12 protein-coding genes are annotated in these 16,716 nt (G+C 65.4%); 5 read left to right on the plus strand and 7 right to left on the minus strand.

Annotation, left to right across the window (positions count from 1 at the left end):
• Window positions 1-157: 157 nt before the first annotated feature.
• Window positions 158-1,327, minus strand: coding sequence for a class I SAM-dependent rRNA methyltransferase (locus ABE423_RS11165; RefSeq protein ID WP_346486040.1), 1,170 nt, complete (start codon window positions 1,325-1,327; stop codon window positions 158-160).
• A 365-nt stretch (window positions 1,328-1,692) separates the two neighbouring features.
• On the opposite strand from ABE423_RS11165, the gene ABE423_RS11170 reads away from it, so the two are divergent.
• Both ABE423_RS11170 and ABE423_RS11175 read left to right on the plus strand, forming a co-directional pair.
• Entirely contained in the window at window positions 1,693-2,655 is a 963-nt protein-coding gene (locus tag ABE423_RS11170; RefSeq protein WP_005411722.1) for a TerC family protein, read from the plus strand.
• A 93-nt stretch (window positions 2,656-2,748) separates the two neighbouring features.
• On the plus strand, window positions 2,749-3,519 hold the full coding sequence (locus ABE423_RS11175) for a rhomboid family intramembrane serine protease (protein WP_071228672.1): 771 nt from the start codon (window positions 2,749-2,751) through the stop codon (window positions 3,517-3,519).
• Between the two features lie 146 nt (window positions 3,520-3,665).
• On the opposite strand, the gene ABE423_RS11180 is transcribed toward ABE423_RS11175, so the two are convergent.
• From ABE423_RS11180 to rpmH, 6 genes are all read right to left on the minus strand, one after another.
• On the minus strand, window positions 3,666-4,781 hold the full coding sequence (locus ABE423_RS11180) for a glycerophosphodiester phosphodiesterase (RefSeq protein WP_125892587.1): 1,116 nt from the start codon (window positions 4,779-4,781) through the stop codon (window positions 3,666-3,668).
• 270 nt (window positions 4,782-5,051) lie between these two features.
• A complete protein-coding gene (gene mnmE / locus ABE423_RS11185) occupies window positions 5,052-6,401 on the minus strand; it encodes a tRNA uridine-5-carboxymethylaminomethyl(34) synthesis GTPase MnmE (protein WP_049399027.1) in 1,350 nt (449 codons plus the stop codon).
• A gap of 3 nt (window positions 6,402-6,404) precedes the next feature.
• Entirely contained in the window at window positions 6,405-9,077 is a 2,673-nt protein-coding gene (locus ABE423_RS11190) for a polysaccharide deacetylase family protein (RefSeq protein WP_125892591.1), read from the minus strand.
• Window positions 9,078-9,229: 152 nt separating this feature from the next.
• Window positions 9,230-10,945 carry a membrane protein insertase YidC gene (gene yidC / locus ABE423_RS11195; RefSeq protein ID WP_346486044.1) on the minus strand — a complete coding sequence of 572 codons (1,716 nt, stop codon included), beginning with the start codon at window positions 10,943-10,945 and terminating at the stop codon, window positions 9,230-9,232.
• On the minus strand, window positions 10,945-11,439 hold the full coding sequence (gene rnpA / locus ABE423_RS11200; RefSeq protein WP_021203275.1) for a ribonuclease P protein component: 495 nt from the start codon (window positions 11,437-11,439) through the stop codon (window positions 10,945-10,947). The genes yidC and rnpA overlap by 1 nt, the downstream gene beginning before the upstream one ends.
• Before the next feature lie 5 nt (window positions 11,440-11,444).
• The gene (rpmH, locus tag ABE423_RS11205) at window positions 11,445-11,585 is read right to left on the minus strand and encodes a 50S ribosomal protein L34 (protein ID WP_005411729.1); all 141 of its coding nucleotides are present in this window, start codon (window positions 11,583-11,585) and stop codon (window positions 11,445-11,447) included.
• A 255-nt stretch (window positions 11,586-11,840) separates the two neighbouring features.
• Between rpmH and dnaA the strand changes: the two genes are divergently transcribed.
• The 3 genes from dnaA (at window position 11,841) to recF (ending at window position 16,636) form a co-directional block, all read left to right on the plus strand.
• Window positions 11,841-13,172, plus strand: a complete 1,332-nt coding sequence (gene dnaA, locus ABE423_RS11210; RefSeq protein ID WP_005411730.1) for a chromosomal replication initiator protein DnaA — start codon at window positions 11,841-11,843, stop codon at window positions 13,170-13,172.
• A 275-nt stretch (window positions 13,173-13,447) separates the two neighbouring features.
• A complete protein-coding gene (gene dnaN / locus ABE423_RS11215; protein WP_005411731.1) occupies window positions 13,448-14,548 on the plus strand; it encodes a DNA polymerase III subunit beta in 1,101 nt (366 codons plus the stop codon).
• A gap of 993 nt (window positions 14,549-15,541) precedes the next feature.
• Window positions 15,542-16,636, plus strand: coding sequence for a DNA replication/repair protein RecF (recF, locus tag ABE423_RS11220; RefSeq protein ID WP_121504964.1), 1,095 nt, complete (start codon window positions 15,542-15,544; stop codon window positions 16,634-16,636).
• Window positions 16,637-16,716 lie beyond the last annotated feature (80 nt).

Raw genomic sequence — 16,716 nt, forward strand, 5'->3', positions numbered from 1 at the left:
ACGCTTCACCTCGATGGGAAGCGTCAGACCATAGCGCCGAGATGACAACAAACGGTAGTGCCGGCCGCTGGCCGGCTCTCAGCGAGAGTCGGAGACCAGGAGGAGCCGGCCAGCGGCCGGCACTACCCGATGCCGAGCGCAGCCGGGATCCCGCGAATCAATCAACCACGCGGCAGAACACGGCCTTGAGGTAACGCGATTCCTGCACGTGGGCCATGAACGGATGGTCCGGACCGGCGCCGGCCACCTTCAGGATCTGGATCGTACGGCCGGAGAAGTAGGCCGCGCGGCGCAGCATGTCGAGGAACTGGTCCTCGGCCACCAGGCCGGTGCAGGAGAACGTGGCGAACAGGCCACCGGGCTTGACCACGCCCAGCGCCAGCTTGTTCATGTCCAGGTACTTCTTCAGCGCGGTGATCACCTGGTCGCGGTCGCGGGTCATCTTCGCCGGGTCCAGGATCACCACGTCGTACTGCTCGCCGCGGTTGGCGGCATCGCGCAGCCACGGGAAGATGTCGGACTGGATGAACTTCGGGCGCACGTTGTTCAGGCGCGAATTGCCCTTGGCGATCTGGATGACGTCTTCATCGATGTCGATGCCGACCACGTCCGAGGCGCCGCGCGCCGCCGCGTACACGGCGAAACCGCCGGTGTTGCAGCACAGGTCGAGCACGCTCTTGCCTTCCACCTGCTTGCTCAGCCACTCGCGGTTCTCGCGCTGGTCGGCAAAGAAGCCGGTCTTGTGCGCACCGGCCGGGTCAGCGCGGAACTTGATGCCGTACTCGGTGATCACTGCCGCTTCGGTGGTGGTGTTGCCGTGGAAGTCGAAGCTTTCCTGCTTCTGCACGTGCTCGTCGGCGAAGCTGTGGAAGCGGCAGCCCGGGAACTGCTCGCGCAGGGCGTCGTAGATCCACTCGCGGTGGCGGAACATGCCGGCGGCGAAGAATTCGACCACCACCAGGTCGCCGTAGCGGTCCACCACCAGGCCGGACAGGCCATCGCCCTCGCTGTGCACCACGCGCCAGGCGTCGGACACCGCGTCGAGCTTCAGCACCTCACGGCGCAGCGACACCGCCTGGGCGATCTTGCGCGAGAACCAGCCAGCATCGACCGGCACGTTCTGGTCGGTTTCGAGGATGCGCACGGCAATGCGCGAGTGCCCGTTGTAGAACCCGCGGCCGATGAACTCCCCGTCCACGCCGACCACGTCGACGATGGAACCGGGCTTGGGCCGGACGGTCGGCTTCTCGACCAGTTTCTGGAAGATCCACGGGTGGCTGGAACGCCACGCATTCTTGAGGCGGACAATCGGAAGGGGGGTATTCATCCACCTATTGTAGCCGGGGGGCGCTTTCGTAGAGTCGAGCTGGCGCGACGGGCGTTGCTGAACGGCCCGGGCAAGGCGTGCCAACCAAGGTTGGCACCTACCAGAGCGGGGGCCCCGGCCGCCCGGCATTTGACGGCAGCCCGGCCAGGCCGCAGAATCGGCGCCAGAAGGGGAGTAGCTCCCAGACGTTGTCGCCGTCATTTCGAGCCCGCAGGCTCCGGTGCAACGGCAGTTCCAGCCGACTGGAACTGCGAGCGAGACCTTCGCCGTACTGGCGAAGCTCTGTCCCTGGATCCCCCTCCCGATCCTCCGTTGCAGATCCTCGCCGTCCGGCCTGGCATTCATCTTTCCAACGGACATTCCCAATGCAGACGATCGGTAACGTGTGGTTGTGGGGCGGCTTCGCGGCGGTGGTGGTCATCGCCCTGCTGGTCGACCTCGTGTTGATGCGCCATGGTGGACCGCACAAGGTCACCTTCAAGGAGGCCCTGTGGTGGTCCATCGGCTGGGTCGCGCTGGCCCTCCTGTTCAATGCGGGCCTCTGGTACTACCTGAATGAGACCGCCGGCCAGGTGGTGGCCAACAAGGTCGGCCTCGAATTCCTGACCGGCTACCTGGTCGAGAAGGCGCTGGCGGTCGACAACATCTTTGTCTTCCTGATGATCATGAGCTACTTCGCGGTGCCGGAGGAGCAGCGCCAGAAGGTGTTGATCATCGGCATCCTGGGTGCGATCGTGCTGCGTACGATCATGATCTTCGCCGGCAGCGTGCTGATCAGCCAGTTCCATTGGCTGCTTTACGTGTTCGGTGCCTTCCTGCTGTTCACCGGCTGGAAGATGTGGTTCGCCGCCGGCCAGGAGCCGGACCTGGAGACCAATCCCGCCCTGCGCTGGATGCGCAAGCACCTGCGCCTGCTGCCGGACTATGCCGGCAACGCACTGAGCGTGAAGCGCGACGGCGTGCGCTGGTTCACCCCGCTGTTCGCGGTGCTGATCCTGATCGCGGTCACCGACGTGATCTTCGCCGTGGACAGCATCCCGGCGATCTTCGCGATCACCACCGACCCGTTCATCGTGCTCACCTCCAACGTGTTCGCGGTGCTGGGCCTGCGCGCGATGTTCTTCCTGCTGGCCGGCATGGCCGACCGCTTCCACCTGCTGCCGTATGGCCTGGCGCTGGTGCTGGGCTTCATCGGCATCAAGATGATGATCATCGACCTGTTCAAGATCCCGACCCCGGTGTCGCTGGGCGTGGTCGCGGTGATCATCGCCGCCACCGTGGTACTGAGCCTGAAGTACCCGCCGAAGGAAGGCTCCGGCCACGCCTGATCATGGCCGGCCGGCGGGATTGTCCCGCCGGCCGCACCCACTCTCCCGTTGCGGTGGCCTTGGTTTCGCGCCAGTCACCGCCATTGCTGAGGTATGGACAACAACGCGCCCCTGCCCGCCGGCGACGTACCGGCCCCCCGCAATGACCGCTCGCGCATCCTGCGGGCGTTCAATGTCAGCCTGGCCGCCGTGCTGGTGCTGGTGGCCGTGTTCGCCCTGCAGGGCACCTTCGACTGGCGGCCCTGGGCGGTCGCGCCGCTGGAAGCCAAGGGCCTGCTTGGCCTGATCGGCGGCCCGATGCTGCATGCCTCGGTCGAGCACATCGCCGCCAACAGCATCGCGATCCTGATCCTGGGCACGCTGGCCGGCAGCGTCTACCCGAAAGCCACCGTGCGCGCCCTGCCGCTGCTGTGGCTGGGCTCGGGCATCGGTGCGTGGATGCTGGGCAATCCGGGCAGCGTGCACCTGGGCGCCAGCGGCGTGACCCACGGCCTGATGTTCCTGCTGGCCAGCCTGGGCCTGCTGCGCCGCGATCGCGCGGCCATCGCCACCGGCCTGATCGGCATGCTGTTCTACGGCGGCATGCTGATGACCATCCTGCCGCACGCCGATGGTGTGTCCTGGCAGTCGCACATGGGCGGCGCCTTCGCCGGCATCATCGCTGCGCTGCTGTTCCGCAACGCCGACCCGCTGCCGCCGCGCCCGCGCTACAGCTGGGAAGACGAAGAAGAAGACGTCGAACCGCTGGCCGACGACGAGCTGGAGCCGCCGTCACCGCAGCGCGTGCCGGTGCTATGGCAGCCGCGCGAGGGCCAGGACTACGTGGTGATCCCGTTCCGCCGGCCGGACGAGCCGCGCGGCTGAGCGGGTGACGGGGGTCCGGCATCTTCATGACCCGGCAGTGGCTGACCTTGGTCGGCGCTCCTGCTGCATGCCAACCAAGGTTGGCAACTACCAGAGCATTCCGTCACATCCGGTAGCGCCGGGCCATGCCCGGCGGCATTGGCCGGTCAGTTCGCCGTATTCCCCGCCGCGCCCATCCCATCCACCGCCTGCCGGCCCAGCGCCGGGTCATCGGTGAAGAACGCATCGATGCCGGTGGCCAGATAGGCGCGCATCTCGGCAATTGACCCCTCGGCATTGCGCGCGTTGTCGGCGCCCTTGCGCAGGTTGCTGGCCTGGAAATGATTCTCCGGACGGAAGGTATACGGAATCACCATCAGGCCCACTGCATGTGCGTCCTGTACCAGCGTGGTCGGTGTCCCCAGTGCACCCTTGGCGTCCAGCGGAATGATCGAGCGCAGCTCCGGGCCGATGCTGTCGGCGTAGCTGGCAATGTCCTTCAGTCCGGCCGGCGTCATCATCTGCGCGTAGGTCAGCTTGCCACCGGCCTTGGCGATGTCGGCCGGCTGGGTATCGCCTTTCCACAGCAGCTGCAGCAGGCGGATGTTGCTGCCCCGCCCGATCTTGCCGCGCAGGTAGCGCAGGTTGGCGGTCTCGAACGACTGGATGGTGACCGGGCCCACGTTGGTATAGGCGTTGCCGCGCAGCGCGATCAGGAGCTTGTCTTCCATCGGCAGGCCGATCGACTGGAAGTAGGTCGGATGCTTGATCTCCGGCACCACGCCGATGCCGCGGTTGGCGCGGCCAGCCTGCTGCACCAGGAACGCAAGGATCTCGTCGAGGCTGGCGATGCGGAACTGGCCATCGTAGGCGGTGCTGCGCAGTTCCGGCAGGCGCTCACGCGCGTACAGCGTCTTCAGCTCGGCCAGGGTGAAGTCTTCGGTGAACCAGCCATCGACCTTCTGCCCGTCGATGACCTTGCTGGTGCGGCGGCTGGCGAATTCGGGATGCGAGGCGACATCGGTGGTGCCACTGATCTCGTTCTCGTGGCGGGCCACCATCACCCCGTCCTTGGTCATGACCAGGTCCGGTTCGATGTAGTCGGCGCCATCGGCGATGGCCTGCGCGTAGGCCGCCAGGGTGTGCTCGGGCAGCAGTGCGCTTGCCCCGCGGTGGCCATAGACCGACACCTTGTGTGCGGCCGGGGTGGAGGATTCAGCACTCATGGCCACCGATGGTGCCACGGCCAGCGACAACAGCAACGCACAACCCCACGACTTCACTGCGACTTCCCCAAGCGGTATGTGATGGGCGTCAGTATGCGGCGGCAATGTGACAGGCGGGGGACCCCATGGATCCGGTAGTCGCCGACCTTGGTCGGCGCTCTGCCAGCCGGCGTCCATGACCCCGGACGCCCTGTGCCAACCAAGGTTGGCACCTACCAGAGCGAAGGTTGGCACCTCCCAGGGCGAAGGTTGGCGCCTGCCAGAGCATGAGCCGCGCGATTGATCGATGACGGGGTCAGAGATCCCTTCGGGGATCTGGCCCCGACCTTACTTGCCGATGCAGAAGCTGGAGAAGATCCTTCCCAGCAGGTCATCGGCACTCATCTGCCCGGTGATCTCACCCAGCGCGTCATGCGCCAGCCGCAGTTCCTCGGCGGCCAGTTCCAGGTGCTCATGCGCCAGCTCACCATCGGCGCGCTGCGCATGTTCCTGCGCGCGCTCGATCGCATCGACGTGGCGCGTGCGCGCGGAGAACTCGCCGTCCACCTGCTCGCCTGCCCCGGCCGAGGCAATCGAACGCAGGCGCGCATGCAGATCTTCGAGTCCGGCGCCGGTGGCCGCCGAAACGAACACCCGATCCGGATCGTCCAGCGTCGGCAGCGCCGTCAGCAGATCCGACTTGTTGTGGATGTAGACCTTGTGCGGCACCGCCGCCACGGCATCGCCCAGCGCCGCTTCGCCGGCCGCTGGATCGCGCGCATCCAGCACGATCAGCGCCAGGTCGGTGCGTTCGATTTCCACGTGCGCGCGGCGCATGCCTTCGCGTTCGATGGCATCGCCGCCGTCGCGCAGGCCGGCGGTGTCGACCAGGGTCAGCTCCAGGCCGTCCAGGCGGATGGTTTCGCGCAGGGTGTCGCGGGTGGTGCCGGCGATGTCGGTGACGATGGCGCGCTCGCTGCCGGCCAGTGCGTTCAGGAGTGAACTCTTGCCGGCATTCGGCGGCCCGATCAGCACTGCATGCAGGCCATCGCGCAGGCGTCGGCCGCGCTCGGCATCCCGCCGCAGCAGGGCCAGGTCGCTGCGCGCCTGTTCCAGGCCACGGCGCACCTGTGCTCCACCGAGGGTATCCAGCGGTTCGTCGGCGAAGTCGATGGCCGCTTCCACATGGATGCGCAGCAGCACCAGCTGTTCGACCACGGCGTCGATGCGGCGCGAGAACACACCATCCAGCGAACGGCGCGCAGCGCGCGCGGCACGGTTGTCGCCCGCGGCGATCAGGTCGGCGATGGCCTCGGCCTGGGCCAGGTCGAGCTTGCCGTTGAGGAATGCCCGTTCGCTGAACTCACCCGGGCGCGCCTGGCGCGCACCGAGCGCGATGCAGCGCGCGACCAGTTGCTGCAGCAGCACCGGGCTGCCATGGCCCTGCAGCTCCACCACCTCTTCGCCGGTGAAGCTGTTCGGTGCCGGGAACCACAGCACGATGCCATCGTCGATGACCTCGCCGTCGGCATCACGCAGGCGCGCGTAGTGCGCGTGGCGCGGACGCAGTGCAGGTGCACCCAGCGCATTGGCAATCGCTGCAGCGCGCGGGCCGGACAGGCGCAGCAGGCCGACACCGCCGGCGCCGGGCGCACTGGCGATGGCCACGATCGTGTCGGTGCGGATCGCGTCGTTCATGGCTCAGAGTTTCTCCAGCTGCGCACGCGCCTGGGCCGCGCCGCTGCCCTGCGGCTGCAGCGCCAGGTAGGTGGTGTAGGCCTGTTTGGCCTTGGCCTTGTCGCCGGCGTTGAAGTAGGCGTCGCCCAGGTTGAGATAGGCCACGGCGCGCGAGGGGTCGATCTTCAGTGTGTTCTCCAGCCAGCGCGCCGCTTCGGCATAGCGCTGCTGGCGGTAGTAGACGAAGCCGAGGTTGTTGGCGGCCTGGGCGAAGTCCGGGCGCAGCTTCAGCGCCTCGGTGAACTGGGCTACCGCTTCGTCGTACTGCTTCTCGCGGTACAGCTGCAGGCCACGGTCATTGGCCTGCTGCGCGCGCTGGCGGTCGGACGCCGGGCCGGCGGTGGGCACCACCAGCTTGGCCTTGCCGCCCTGCAGGTCGGCCACGGTCACCGGCGCCTGGCTGCCCTTTGCTTCGCTGGCAGCATCAACCTTGTTGTTCAGCGCGATCGCATCGGCGGTCAGCTGGCGCGTATCGGCGTTGAGGAATTCCTGGCTGTCCGGCACCTGGAACACGAACTCGCCGCCCTGCGAACCGGGCAGGCTGCCGAAGGCCGGGGTCTGGTGCGAGACCGCCGAGACCGCCGGCGCCACGTAGGCGGCCAGTTCGGTACCGGTGATCAGGCCATCGCCGTTGAGGTCGCCCTTGCCGGCCAACGCCTGCAGCAGCACCCAGGTGAACACCGAATGGCCGTTGGGGCCGGCATCGGCCACCTGCTGGTCGGCACCACCGGCGGTCAGCATCTGCCGCGCGCTGCGTCGCGCGTTCTCGCGCAGGAACGACGACGACGAGGGGCCGCCACGGGTCAGGCCCAGGCCGCTGTAGCAGGCATCCATCACGAACATCACATGCTTGGCCTGCATGCTTTCGGCGATGTTCTGGATGTCGGTCATCGCAATCGCGTCGGTGGCGAATTCCTTCGGATCCGAATCGACCGGAATGATGTAGCCGAGGTCGCGCCCCGAGGCGAGCTGGCGGGTCGCGCCATGGCCGGCGAAGAACACGAACACGCGGTCGTTCTTTCCGGTGCGGTCGTCGGCCAGGCGGTCGTGGAAGGCGGCCAAGATGTTGTTGCGGGTGGCCTGCTCGTTCTTCAGCACGATCACCTGCGAGGACGGGAAGCCGAACTGCCCGGTCAGGGTATCGGCCACCGCCTGTGCATCATGGCTGGCGTACTCCAGCTTCGGCCACTTGGCGTAGTTGTCGATGCCGACCACGATCGCCCACGACTTCTCGTAGCCGGTGGTGACCGTGGCGGCACCGGCATCACCCTTGCGCGCTCGGGCGACGGTGAAGTCGCGGCCATTCCAGCCGGCGAACTGGTAGCCATCGGCGATCAGCCGGTCGAGGATCTGCGGCAGCGCCTTCACCGCACGATCGTGGATGTCGTGGAACAGGATGATGCCGCGCTGTTCCTTGTTCACCTGGTCGAGCACGCGCTGCACGATCGACTCCGGTACCGGGTCGGCCCAGTCCATCGAGTCGATGTTCCACATGATCGACTTCAGCCCGGCCTCGTTGAGCAGCTGCAGGCCTTCGGCATTGCGCGCGCCATACGGGAAGCGGAACAGCGGTGCGCGCTTGCTGTCGACATCCTTCAGCAGCGTGTCGGTGTCCAGCACCTGCTGGCGCAGCGCGTCGCCGGTGGTGCGCGACAGCTGGGCGTGGGTCAGGCTGTGGTTGCCGACCGCATAGCCCTCTTCCATCAGATTGCGGCTGATCTTCGCCATCGGGCCCAGGCTGACCTTGCCATCGGCCTCGACCTTGCCCAGGTTTCGGCCCACTTCGAAGAACACGCCCGGCACGTCGTAGCGCTTGAGGATGGCCACCACTTCATCGGTGTAGGCCTTGTGCGGGCCATCGTCGAAGGTCAGCACCACGGTCTTGGCCGGCAGGTCGCGGCCGAAGATTTCGCGGTCGCTGTCCTTCATGGACATCGGGTACGGCTCGATCACCCCGTAGTCGCGCAGGATCGCTTCGCGGCTGTAGTCCTTGTGCAGGTGCGCGATGTAATCGTCCCACTTCTCGCGCTTCAGCTCGATGGCGCGGGTGCGCTCGAAGCGGCTGAAGATGCGGGTCAGTTCCTGGTTGTAGTTGCGTTCGATCTCGTCGAGCGCTTCCAGGTCCTCGCCGATGCGCTGGTGCAGCTTCACCGCCGGCAGCGACGAATCGGTACCGACCCGCTCATGCAGATCACCCAGCACTTCGCGGAAGGCCAGGCGGTCGGCATCGAACAGTTCCGGCGCGGACTCGATGTAGTCCAGCACGGTACCCAGGGTGGCGAAGCGCTGCGGACTGGAACCGCGCAGCAGGGTGTCGAACTGCGCGGCGATGGCCGTACGTTGCTCCAGGCCATCATGGAACAGCTGCTGGCCCACACGCGTGGAGGTGCCGCGGTCGGCGGCCGACTGCTGTTCTTCGTCGGCCAGCAGCACGATGATCCGACGGTAACCGTCGAGCTGCTTCTGCAGCGCAGCCAGCAACGGCGCGGCGGCCGGGTCGGCGGCGGCCGCGGCCTGCGCGCTGGGCTGGGTCACGCCGGTTACCGGTGCCTTCGCGTCTTTGTCGCCACAGCCGGCAACGACCAGGGTCAACAACAGCGAGGGCAGGAACAGGCGGAACGACGACGCACGCGGCATGGCGGACTCGATGGATGGAGGAACGGTGTGCCGGCGATTCTAACGCCGCATGCGAAAAGCCCGCCTTGCGGCGGGCTTCTGCGGGTCGGTCGGGGCTCAATGGCAGTCGACCAAGGTCGACTCTCTACAAAGCCGGCGACCTGCCGGTCGGATTACTTCTTTTTGACCGGGGCCGGGGCGGTGGTGGCCGGGACCGGCTCGCCGCCATGGCGCTTGGTCATCCACCACTGCTGCAGCAGGCCCAGGCCGCCGTTGACCACCCAGTACAGAACCAGGCCGGACGGCATGAAGGCCATCATGACGCCAAACACCAGCGGCATGAACTGCATCATCTTCTGCTGCATCGGGTCCATGCCCGGTGCCGGGGTCAGCTTCTGCGTGAACCACATCACCGCCACGTTGATCACCGGCAGGATGAAGTACGGGTCGCGTGCGGTCAGGTCCTGGATCCAGCCGAACCAAGGCGCCTGGCGCAGTTCGACCGATTCCACCAGCACCCAGTACAGGGCGAAGAAGATCGGCATCTGGATGAGGATCGGCAGGCAGCCGCCCATCGGATTGATCTTTTCCTTCTTGTACAGCTCCATCATCGCGGTCTGGAACTTCTGGCGGTCATCGCCATAGCGTTCCTTCAGCTGCGCGATGCGCGGCTGGAAACGACGCATCTTGGCGCCGCTCTTGTACTGGGTCGCCGACAGCGGGTACAGCACCAGCTTCAGCAGCACCACCAGGCCGACGATCGCCCAGCCCCAGTTGCCGACCAGCTTGTGCACCTGGTTCAGCACCCAGAACAGGCCCTGGCCGATCACCGCCATCATCGAGAAGCGGCTGTAGTCGACCACGCGGTCCAGGCCCGGCACGTCTTCCTTGGCAATCAGGTTGACCAGCTTCGGGCCGACCCACAGGCGGGCTTCGGTGCTGGTGGACTGGCCCGGGGCCACGGTGAAGGCCGGGCCACGCGCTTCGATCAGGTCACGACCGGCCACCTGCGACAGCACGTAGTGTGCGGTCTGGTCCTTCTGCGGGATCCAGGCGGTGAAGAAGTGGTGCTGCAGCATCGCCAGCCAGCCGCCGGTGATGTTCTGGTTCAGCGTGCCGTCTTCCAGGTAGTCCTTGAACGCACGACGCTGGTACTTCTTGTCGTTGTCGTACCAGGTGGCACCGTTGAAGCTGAAGGAATCCGGGTTGGTCATGCTCCGCGACAGGATGGTCGGGGTGCGGTCCAGGGTGCGGTAGACGTAGCCGTTCCACGGCGCGGCGCCGGCGTTGCTGACTTCATCCTTGAAGCGCACGGCATACTCGTTGCGCGAGACGGTCAGCGTGCGCTTGATGGTCACGCCGTTGTCGGCGGTCCACACGAACGGGATCTGCAGCTCGTTCTGGCCCTTGGCCAGCACGAAGTCCTTGATGTCACCGACCAGCTTGAAGCCGTCGGCGCCGGGGACCGGGGTGTTCTTGTCTTCGCTGGCCCAGCCACTGATCGCGCTGTAGGGGTGCGCGGGGTCTTCGGTCAGCAGGCGGACCGGCGGGCTGCCTTCGTCCTTGGTCTGCGGGAACTGCAGCAGCTCGGCATCGAGCACGCGGCCGCCGTCGAGCACCAGGCGCAGCACTTCGGTGGTGACGGTCACGCGCTGGCTGGCCGGCGTGGCGCTGGCCTGGGCCTGCACGGCGGCCTGGCCGGGGGCACCCGGCACCTGGGCGCTGGGGATGGCGCCCGGGGTTGCGCCCGGAACGCTCTGTGCGGCGGCCGGGGCCGACGTGGTCGTCGGTGCCGGGGTCGGAGCAGCCTTTTCACGGCTCCACTCCATCCACAGCAGCACGGCCACCATCAGCCAGGCAAAAATGAGGAATACGCGGGTCTGGTTCATCAGCGGACAGGCTCGGCGGGGCCGGGACGCGATGCCGGCTCGGTCAAAGAAGGAGTTGCGATGCCATCAGGCGGCGGCATTGTGCCGTCCACGCCCGGCGTGGGCAATGCACGCAGGCGACGCAGCAGGCGCAGGAAGGCCTGGCGGATCTCGTCGTTGCTGGCGGAACGCGCAGCACTTCGAGCCACGACGACAAAGTCGCCTGGCTGGATGTCGGTACGTGTCTGACGCAGGATGTCGCGCAGGACGCGCTTGATCCGGTTACGCCCGACGGCGTTCGGATCAACCTTGCGGGAAACCGCCAGACCCAGCCTGGCCGGCCGGTCAGCCGGCAGCCAGTGCAGGGTCATCAGCGGATCGGACACACGGCGGGCGCCGTTGAAGACCGTTGAGTATTCGGCACGCGTGCGAACCCGCGCAGAGCGAGGGAATCGCTTGCGCGGGTCTGCAGTATTCACTGTCGAAGGGATTGCGTCTGCCGCGATGTGCGGCATGGCAATCAGGCGCTCAGGACTTTGCGGCCCTTGGCGCGGCGACGCGACAGGATCTTGCGGCCGTCAGCGGTCTTCATACGGGCACGGAAGCCGTGGTCGCGCTTACGCTTGAGGTTGCTGGGCTGGTAGGTGCGCTTCGTGGCCATTGGGGGCCTCTCGTATGAATGGGACGGAAAGAACCGGAAATTCTAGAGAGGTACCCCGCCCCAAGTCAACCCCTGGCAGCTACGCGAATTCACTGGGCTGTGCAATAGCTGTGGATGTTTTTGTGAATAAGTAGGGGACAAGCATTCCGAAGGCGGGCGCTCGGTGGTAGTCTGAGCCATCCATTTCCCCCCTTTCCGGCCTGTGTTTGGGCGCCTTGTCGCGTCCATGCCCCGGCCACCGGACGATTATTGCTGATGGATGCTTGGTCCCGTAGTCTCGAGCGCCTCGAAGCGGAGTTCCCGCCGGAAGACGTTCATACCTGGTTGAAGCCGCTGCAGGCCGATCTGCGCGTGGACAGCCTGGTGCTGTATGCACCGAATGCCTTCATCGTCGACCAGGTCCGCGAGCTGTACCTGGCCCGGATCCGCGAACTGCTGGCCCATTTCGCCGGTTTCAGCGACGTTTTTCTTGAAATCGGCTCGCGCCCGCGTCCCGTGGAGGCGCAGAACGCGCCGGTTTCCACGCCGTCGGCGCATGTGTCCAGCGAACCGCAGGTGCCGTTTGCCGGCAACCTGGACAATCACTACACGTTCGCCAACTTCGTCGAAGGCCGCAGCAACCAGCTGGGCCTGGCCGCCGCCTTCCAGGCAGCGCAGAAGCCGGGCGACCGCGCGCACAACCCGCTGCTGCTGTACGGAGGCACGGGCCTGGGCAAGACCCACCTGATGTTCGCCGCCGGCAATGCCATGCGCCAGGCCAATCCGGGTGCGAAGGTGCTGTACCTGCGTTCGGAACAGTTCTTCAGCGCGATGATCCGGGCTCTGCAGGAAAAGACCATGGATCAGTTCAAGCGCCAGTTCCAGCAGGTGGACGCGCTGCTGATCGATGACATCCAGTTCTTCGCCGGCAAGGACCGCACCCAGGAAGAGTTCTTCCACACCTTCAACGCGTTGTTCGATGGCAAGCAGCAGATCATCCTGACCTGCGACCGCTATCCGCGCGAGGTCGAAGGCCTGGAAGCACGCCTGAAGTCGCGGCTTGCCTGGGGCCTGTCGGTCGCGATCGAACCGCCGGACTTCGAGACCCGCGCCGCGATCGTGCTGGCCAAGGCACGCGAACGCGGTGCAGAGATTCCCGATGATGTTGCGTTCCTGATCGCCAAGAAGATGCGCTCCAACGTGCGCGACCTCGAAGGTGCGCTCAATACCCTGACCGCCCGCGCCAATTTCACCGGCCGCGCGATCACCACCGAATTCGCCCAGGAAACCCTGCGCGACCTGCTGCGCGCCCAGCAGCAGGCGATCAGCATTCCCAACATCCAGAAAACCGTTGCCGACTACTACGGCCTGCAGATCAAGGATCTGCTGTCGAAGCGTCGGACCCGCTCGCTGGCCCGCCCCCGCCAGGTCGCCATGGCCCTGACCAAGGAACTGACCGAGCACAGCCTGCCCGAGATCGGCGACGCCTTTGCCGGTCGCGACCACACCACGGTGCTGCATGCCTGCCGCCAGATCCGGACCCTGATGGAAACCGACGGCAAGCTCCGCGAGGACTGGGACAAGCTGATCCGGAAGCTGAGCGAATGATGCACGGATGCCGATGAGGCGTCATCGCACAAAACGGTGCAGAATCCGGTAGCAAGCGCGGGACACGTTGTGGATAAAAATGGCGTCTGAAATCGCGTCGAATTTATCCACAGCTTTCCCCACCCCCTGGGGGTCGGTAATACAGAGGGTTTCGAGGCATGAAATTCTTTTACTTACAAAGACTTAGCGTTGTTTTCCAGCGATTCTGTCTCTACCAGCACCACCAAGCTTTTGATTTATTCCACATTTTTTAAAGCATAGGGGCACGGAACCACATGCGTTTCACACTGCAGCGCGAAGCCTTTCTCAAGCCGTTGGCACAGGTCGTCAACGTGGTCGAACGCCGCCAGACCCTTCCGGTTCTGGCCAATTTCCTGGTCCAGGTGCAGAACGGCCAGCTGTCGCTGACCGGTACCGACCTGGAAGTGGAGATGGTGTCGCGGATCGCGGTTGAAGATGCCCAGGACGGCGAAACCACCATCCCCGCCCGCAAGCTGTTCGAGATCATCCGCGCCCTGCCCGACGGCAGCCGGATCACGGTCTCGCAGACCGGTGACAAGATCACCGTGCAGGCCGGCCGCAGCCGCTTCACCCTGGCCACCCTGCCCTCCAACGACTTCCCGTCGGTTGACGAAGTGGAAGCCACCGAGCGCGTGGCCATCGGCGAAGCGACCCTGAAGGAACTGATCGAACGCACCGCGTTCGCGATGGCCCAGCAGGACGTGCGCTACTACCTCAACGGTCTGCTGTTCGATCTGCGCGGCGATGCGCTGCGTACCGTCGCCACCGACGGCCACCGCCTGGCGCTGTGTGAAACCGATCTGGCCAAGCCCAGTGGTTCCAAGCGCCAGATCATCGTGCCGCGCAAGGGCGTGACCGAACTGCAGCGCCTGCTGGAGAGCGGCGATCGCGAGATCGAGCTGGAAGTCGGCCGCAGCCACGTCCGCGTCAAGCGCGACGATGTCACCTTCACCTCGAAGCTGATCGACGGCCGTTTCCCGGATTACGAAGCGGTGATTCCGATCGGTGCCGACCGCGAAGTGAAGGTTGATCGCGAAGCACTGCGTGCCTCGCTGCAGCGTGCCGCGATCCTGTCCAACGAGAAGTACCGCGGCATCCGCGTGGAAGTCTCGCCGGGCAACCTGAAGATCAGCGCGCACAACCCGGAACAGGAAGAAGCCCAGGAAGAGATCGAAGCCGACACCACGGTCAGCGATCTGGCCATCGGCTTCAACGTGAACTACCTGCTGGATGCCCTGTCTGCCCTGCGCGACGAGGAAGTCATCATCCAGCTGCGCGACTCCAACTCCTCGGCGCTGGTGCGTGAATCCAGCAGCGAGAAGTCGCGCCATGTGGTGATGCCGCTGCGTCTCTAACGGCAGCCTGTTCCACGTGGAACCGAACGACGCCCGGGATCTTCCCGGGCGTTTTTTTTTTGCAGGTTCCACGTGGAGCATCGCGATGGGCGGATCTCCAGGTGTGGGTGAATGGCTTCCTTGAGATCGCTGGTTGCCGATTGATCCTGGCTGCCCTTCCGATGCAATCGGCGCTGAGCGATTGGAATCCAGGTTGTGAGCTTGGGCGCTGTCCAGCCGCTCTCGATCGAGTATGCCGTTCTGGGTCTTCAGCCTGATGCACGTTCCCCGAACTTGCCGGAGGGGTGAAGCAGATCGTGGGTCGCAACGCTGCGGTTGCTTCATCTGCAGACGCCACTGTCCACAGGTCTCGTTGGGGTCGGATCGGGGCCGGCCTAGCTTCTAAATCTGGGTATAAATCTAAAGCATGGTGGTGATGGTAGGCCCAGATTTCGTGGAGAAATGCATTATCTAGTTGATTTTGAAGAGATTTATGCACCTGAAACCCCCTGTATAGAGGCCCCTCAGGCTGGGGGGGAACCTGTGGATAGTTTCGCAGGTCGGGCAAAAGGGCTTTTTTATCCACAGTTTGCCCATACCTTGTGTATAAGTCATACAGACCTGCTGTGGACAGTGTGAAACGGCGGGCTCGAAATCCTTGAAATCTGTGGAACCCTCCAGGGCATCGCATCGTAGATTTCAAGAAATCTGCGCGGTGTTCGCGCAAACCACCGTCGGGGCACCTGGCGATGCTCGCGGAATGAGGCTGAAATCGCTGAAATCTGAGGGCCGGTACCCTGCGCCGGCGCTCAGAATTCAAGGATTCCCGGGCGTATCCAGACCCAGGCGAGCCCAGGTGAGGGAGCGCCACCACGTGGAACACGCGTAGGGTTGCCAGACGGAGTCTTCAGCACAGTGGCGATGTCTGGCGCGGCACGGCTGGCTTGACCGATGCAGTAAGCTGATGGATTCCCTGCCCCTCTACCGCCTTGTGCGGATGGTCTTTCGCGCCCCATGCAGATCCGCCGCCTCGCCTTGCATCAACTGCGTCGTTTCAGTGCGGTGGACCTGTCGCCCCAGCCGGGATTGAACCTGCTGACCGGCGACAACGGTGCCGGCAAGACCAGCGTGCTCGAAGCCCTGCACTTGATGGCCTATGGCCGCAGCTTCCGTGGCCGGGTGCGTGACGGTCTGGTACGCCAGGGCCAGGAAGCGCTCGAAATCTTCGTGGAATGGGACGAACAGCGTGCCCATCACCCGCCCCACCGCCGAAAAGCCGGCCTGCGCCACAGTGGTCAGGACTGGAAGGGGCGACTGGACGGCGAGGATGTCGCACAGCTGGGTAATCTCTGCGCAGCGCTGGCCGTGGTGACGTTCGAGCCCGGGAGCCATGCACTGGTCAGTGGTGGTGGTGAACCCCGCCGCCGCTTCCTCGACTGGGGCTTGTTCCACGTGGAACCGGATTTTCTGTCCCTGTGGCGTCGCTACTCCCGGGCGCTGAAGCAGCGCAATGCCCTGCTCAAGCAGGGCGGGCCGTCGCGGATGCTCGATACCTGGGATCACGAGCTGGCCGAGGCAGGAGAACCACTGACCAGCCGCCGCCAGCACTACCTGGAGCGTCTGCAGCAGCGCACGGTCGCCTTGGCCGCCAGCCTCGCTCCACAGCTCGGTATCCAGGGATTGGGGCTGAGCCCCGGTTGGCGGCGGCACGAGCTTCCCTTGGCCGATGCCCTGCTTCTGGCCCGGGAACGTGACCGGCAGGCCGGGTATACCTCGGTGGGCCCGCACCGCGCGGACTGGAGTGTGGATTTCCACAGCATTCCAGGTCGTGATGCGCTGTCCCGCGGCCAGGCCAAGCTGACGGCGTTGGCGTGCCTGTTGGCACAGGCGGAGGACTATGCGGAACAGCGAGGCGAATGGCCGGTGATCGCATTGGACGATCTGGCCTCGGAGCTGGATCGCACCCATCAGGCGCGGGTACTGGAGCGCCTGCTCAATGGGCCGGCACAGATCTTCATCACCGCCACCGAAACCCCGGCGGCGCTGCAGGAACTGACCCACATCGCCCGGTTCCACGTGGAACATGCACAGATCGTGGCTGTGCCATAGTGGGCACACCAGGGCCGCTCGACCCCGGCTGGTATAATTCGGGTTGGAATCCTTTCATTCTCGGCGCATCGCCCCAAGCG

This window comes from Stenotrophomonas sp. TWI1409, from assembly GCF_039673015.1.
Lineage (GTDB): Bacteria > Pseudomonadota > Gammaproteobacteria > Xanthomonadales > Xanthomonadaceae > Stenotrophomonas > Stenotrophomonas maltophilia_A.

What these genes read in the sequence shown, in the direction of transcription:
- ABE423_RS11165 (WP_346486040.1), bottom strand. Translation starts at nt 1,327, where the DNA reads ATGAATACCCCCCTTCCGATTGTCCGCCTCAAGAATGCGTGGCGTTCC.
- ABE423_RS11170 (WP_005411722.1), top strand. Translation starts at nt 1,693, where the DNA reads ATGCAGACGATCGGTAACGTGTGGTTGTGGGGCGGCTTCGCGGCGGTG.
- ABE423_RS11175 (WP_071228672.1), top strand. Translation starts at nt 2,749, where the DNA reads ATGGACAACAACGCGCCCCTGCCCGCCGGCGACGTACCGGCCCCCCGC.
- mnmE (WP_049399027.1), bottom strand. Translation starts at nt 6,401, where the DNA reads ATGAACGACGCGATCCGCACCGACACGATCGTGGCCATCGCCAGTGCG.
- ABE423_RS11190 (WP_125892591.1), bottom strand. Translation starts at nt 9,077, where the DNA reads ATGCCGCGTGCGTCGTCGTTCCGCCTGTTCCTGCCCTCGCTGTTGTTG.
- yidC (WP_346486044.1), bottom strand. Translation starts at nt 10,945, where the DNA reads ATGAACCAGACCCGCGTATTCCTCATTTTTGCCTGGCTGATGGTGGCC.
- rnpA (WP_021203275.1), bottom strand. Translation starts at nt 11,439, where the DNA reads ATGCCGCACATCGCGGCAGACGCAATCCCTTCGACAGTGAATACTGCA.
- rpmH (WP_005411729.1), bottom strand. Translation starts at nt 11,585, where the DNA reads ATGGCCACGAAGCGCACCTACCAGCCCAGCAACCTCAAGCGTAAGCGC.
- dnaA (WP_005411730.1), top strand. Translation starts at nt 11,841, where the DNA reads ATGGATGCTTGGTCCCGTAGTCTCGAGCGCCTCGAAGCGGAGTTCCCG.
- dnaN (WP_005411731.1), top strand. Translation starts at nt 13,448, where the DNA reads ATGCGTTTCACACTGCAGCGCGAAGCCTTTCTCAAGCCGTTGGCACAG.
- recF (WP_121504964.1), top strand. Translation starts at nt 15,542, where the DNA reads ATGCAGATCCGCCGCCTCGCCTTGCATCAACTGCGTCGTTTCAGTGCG.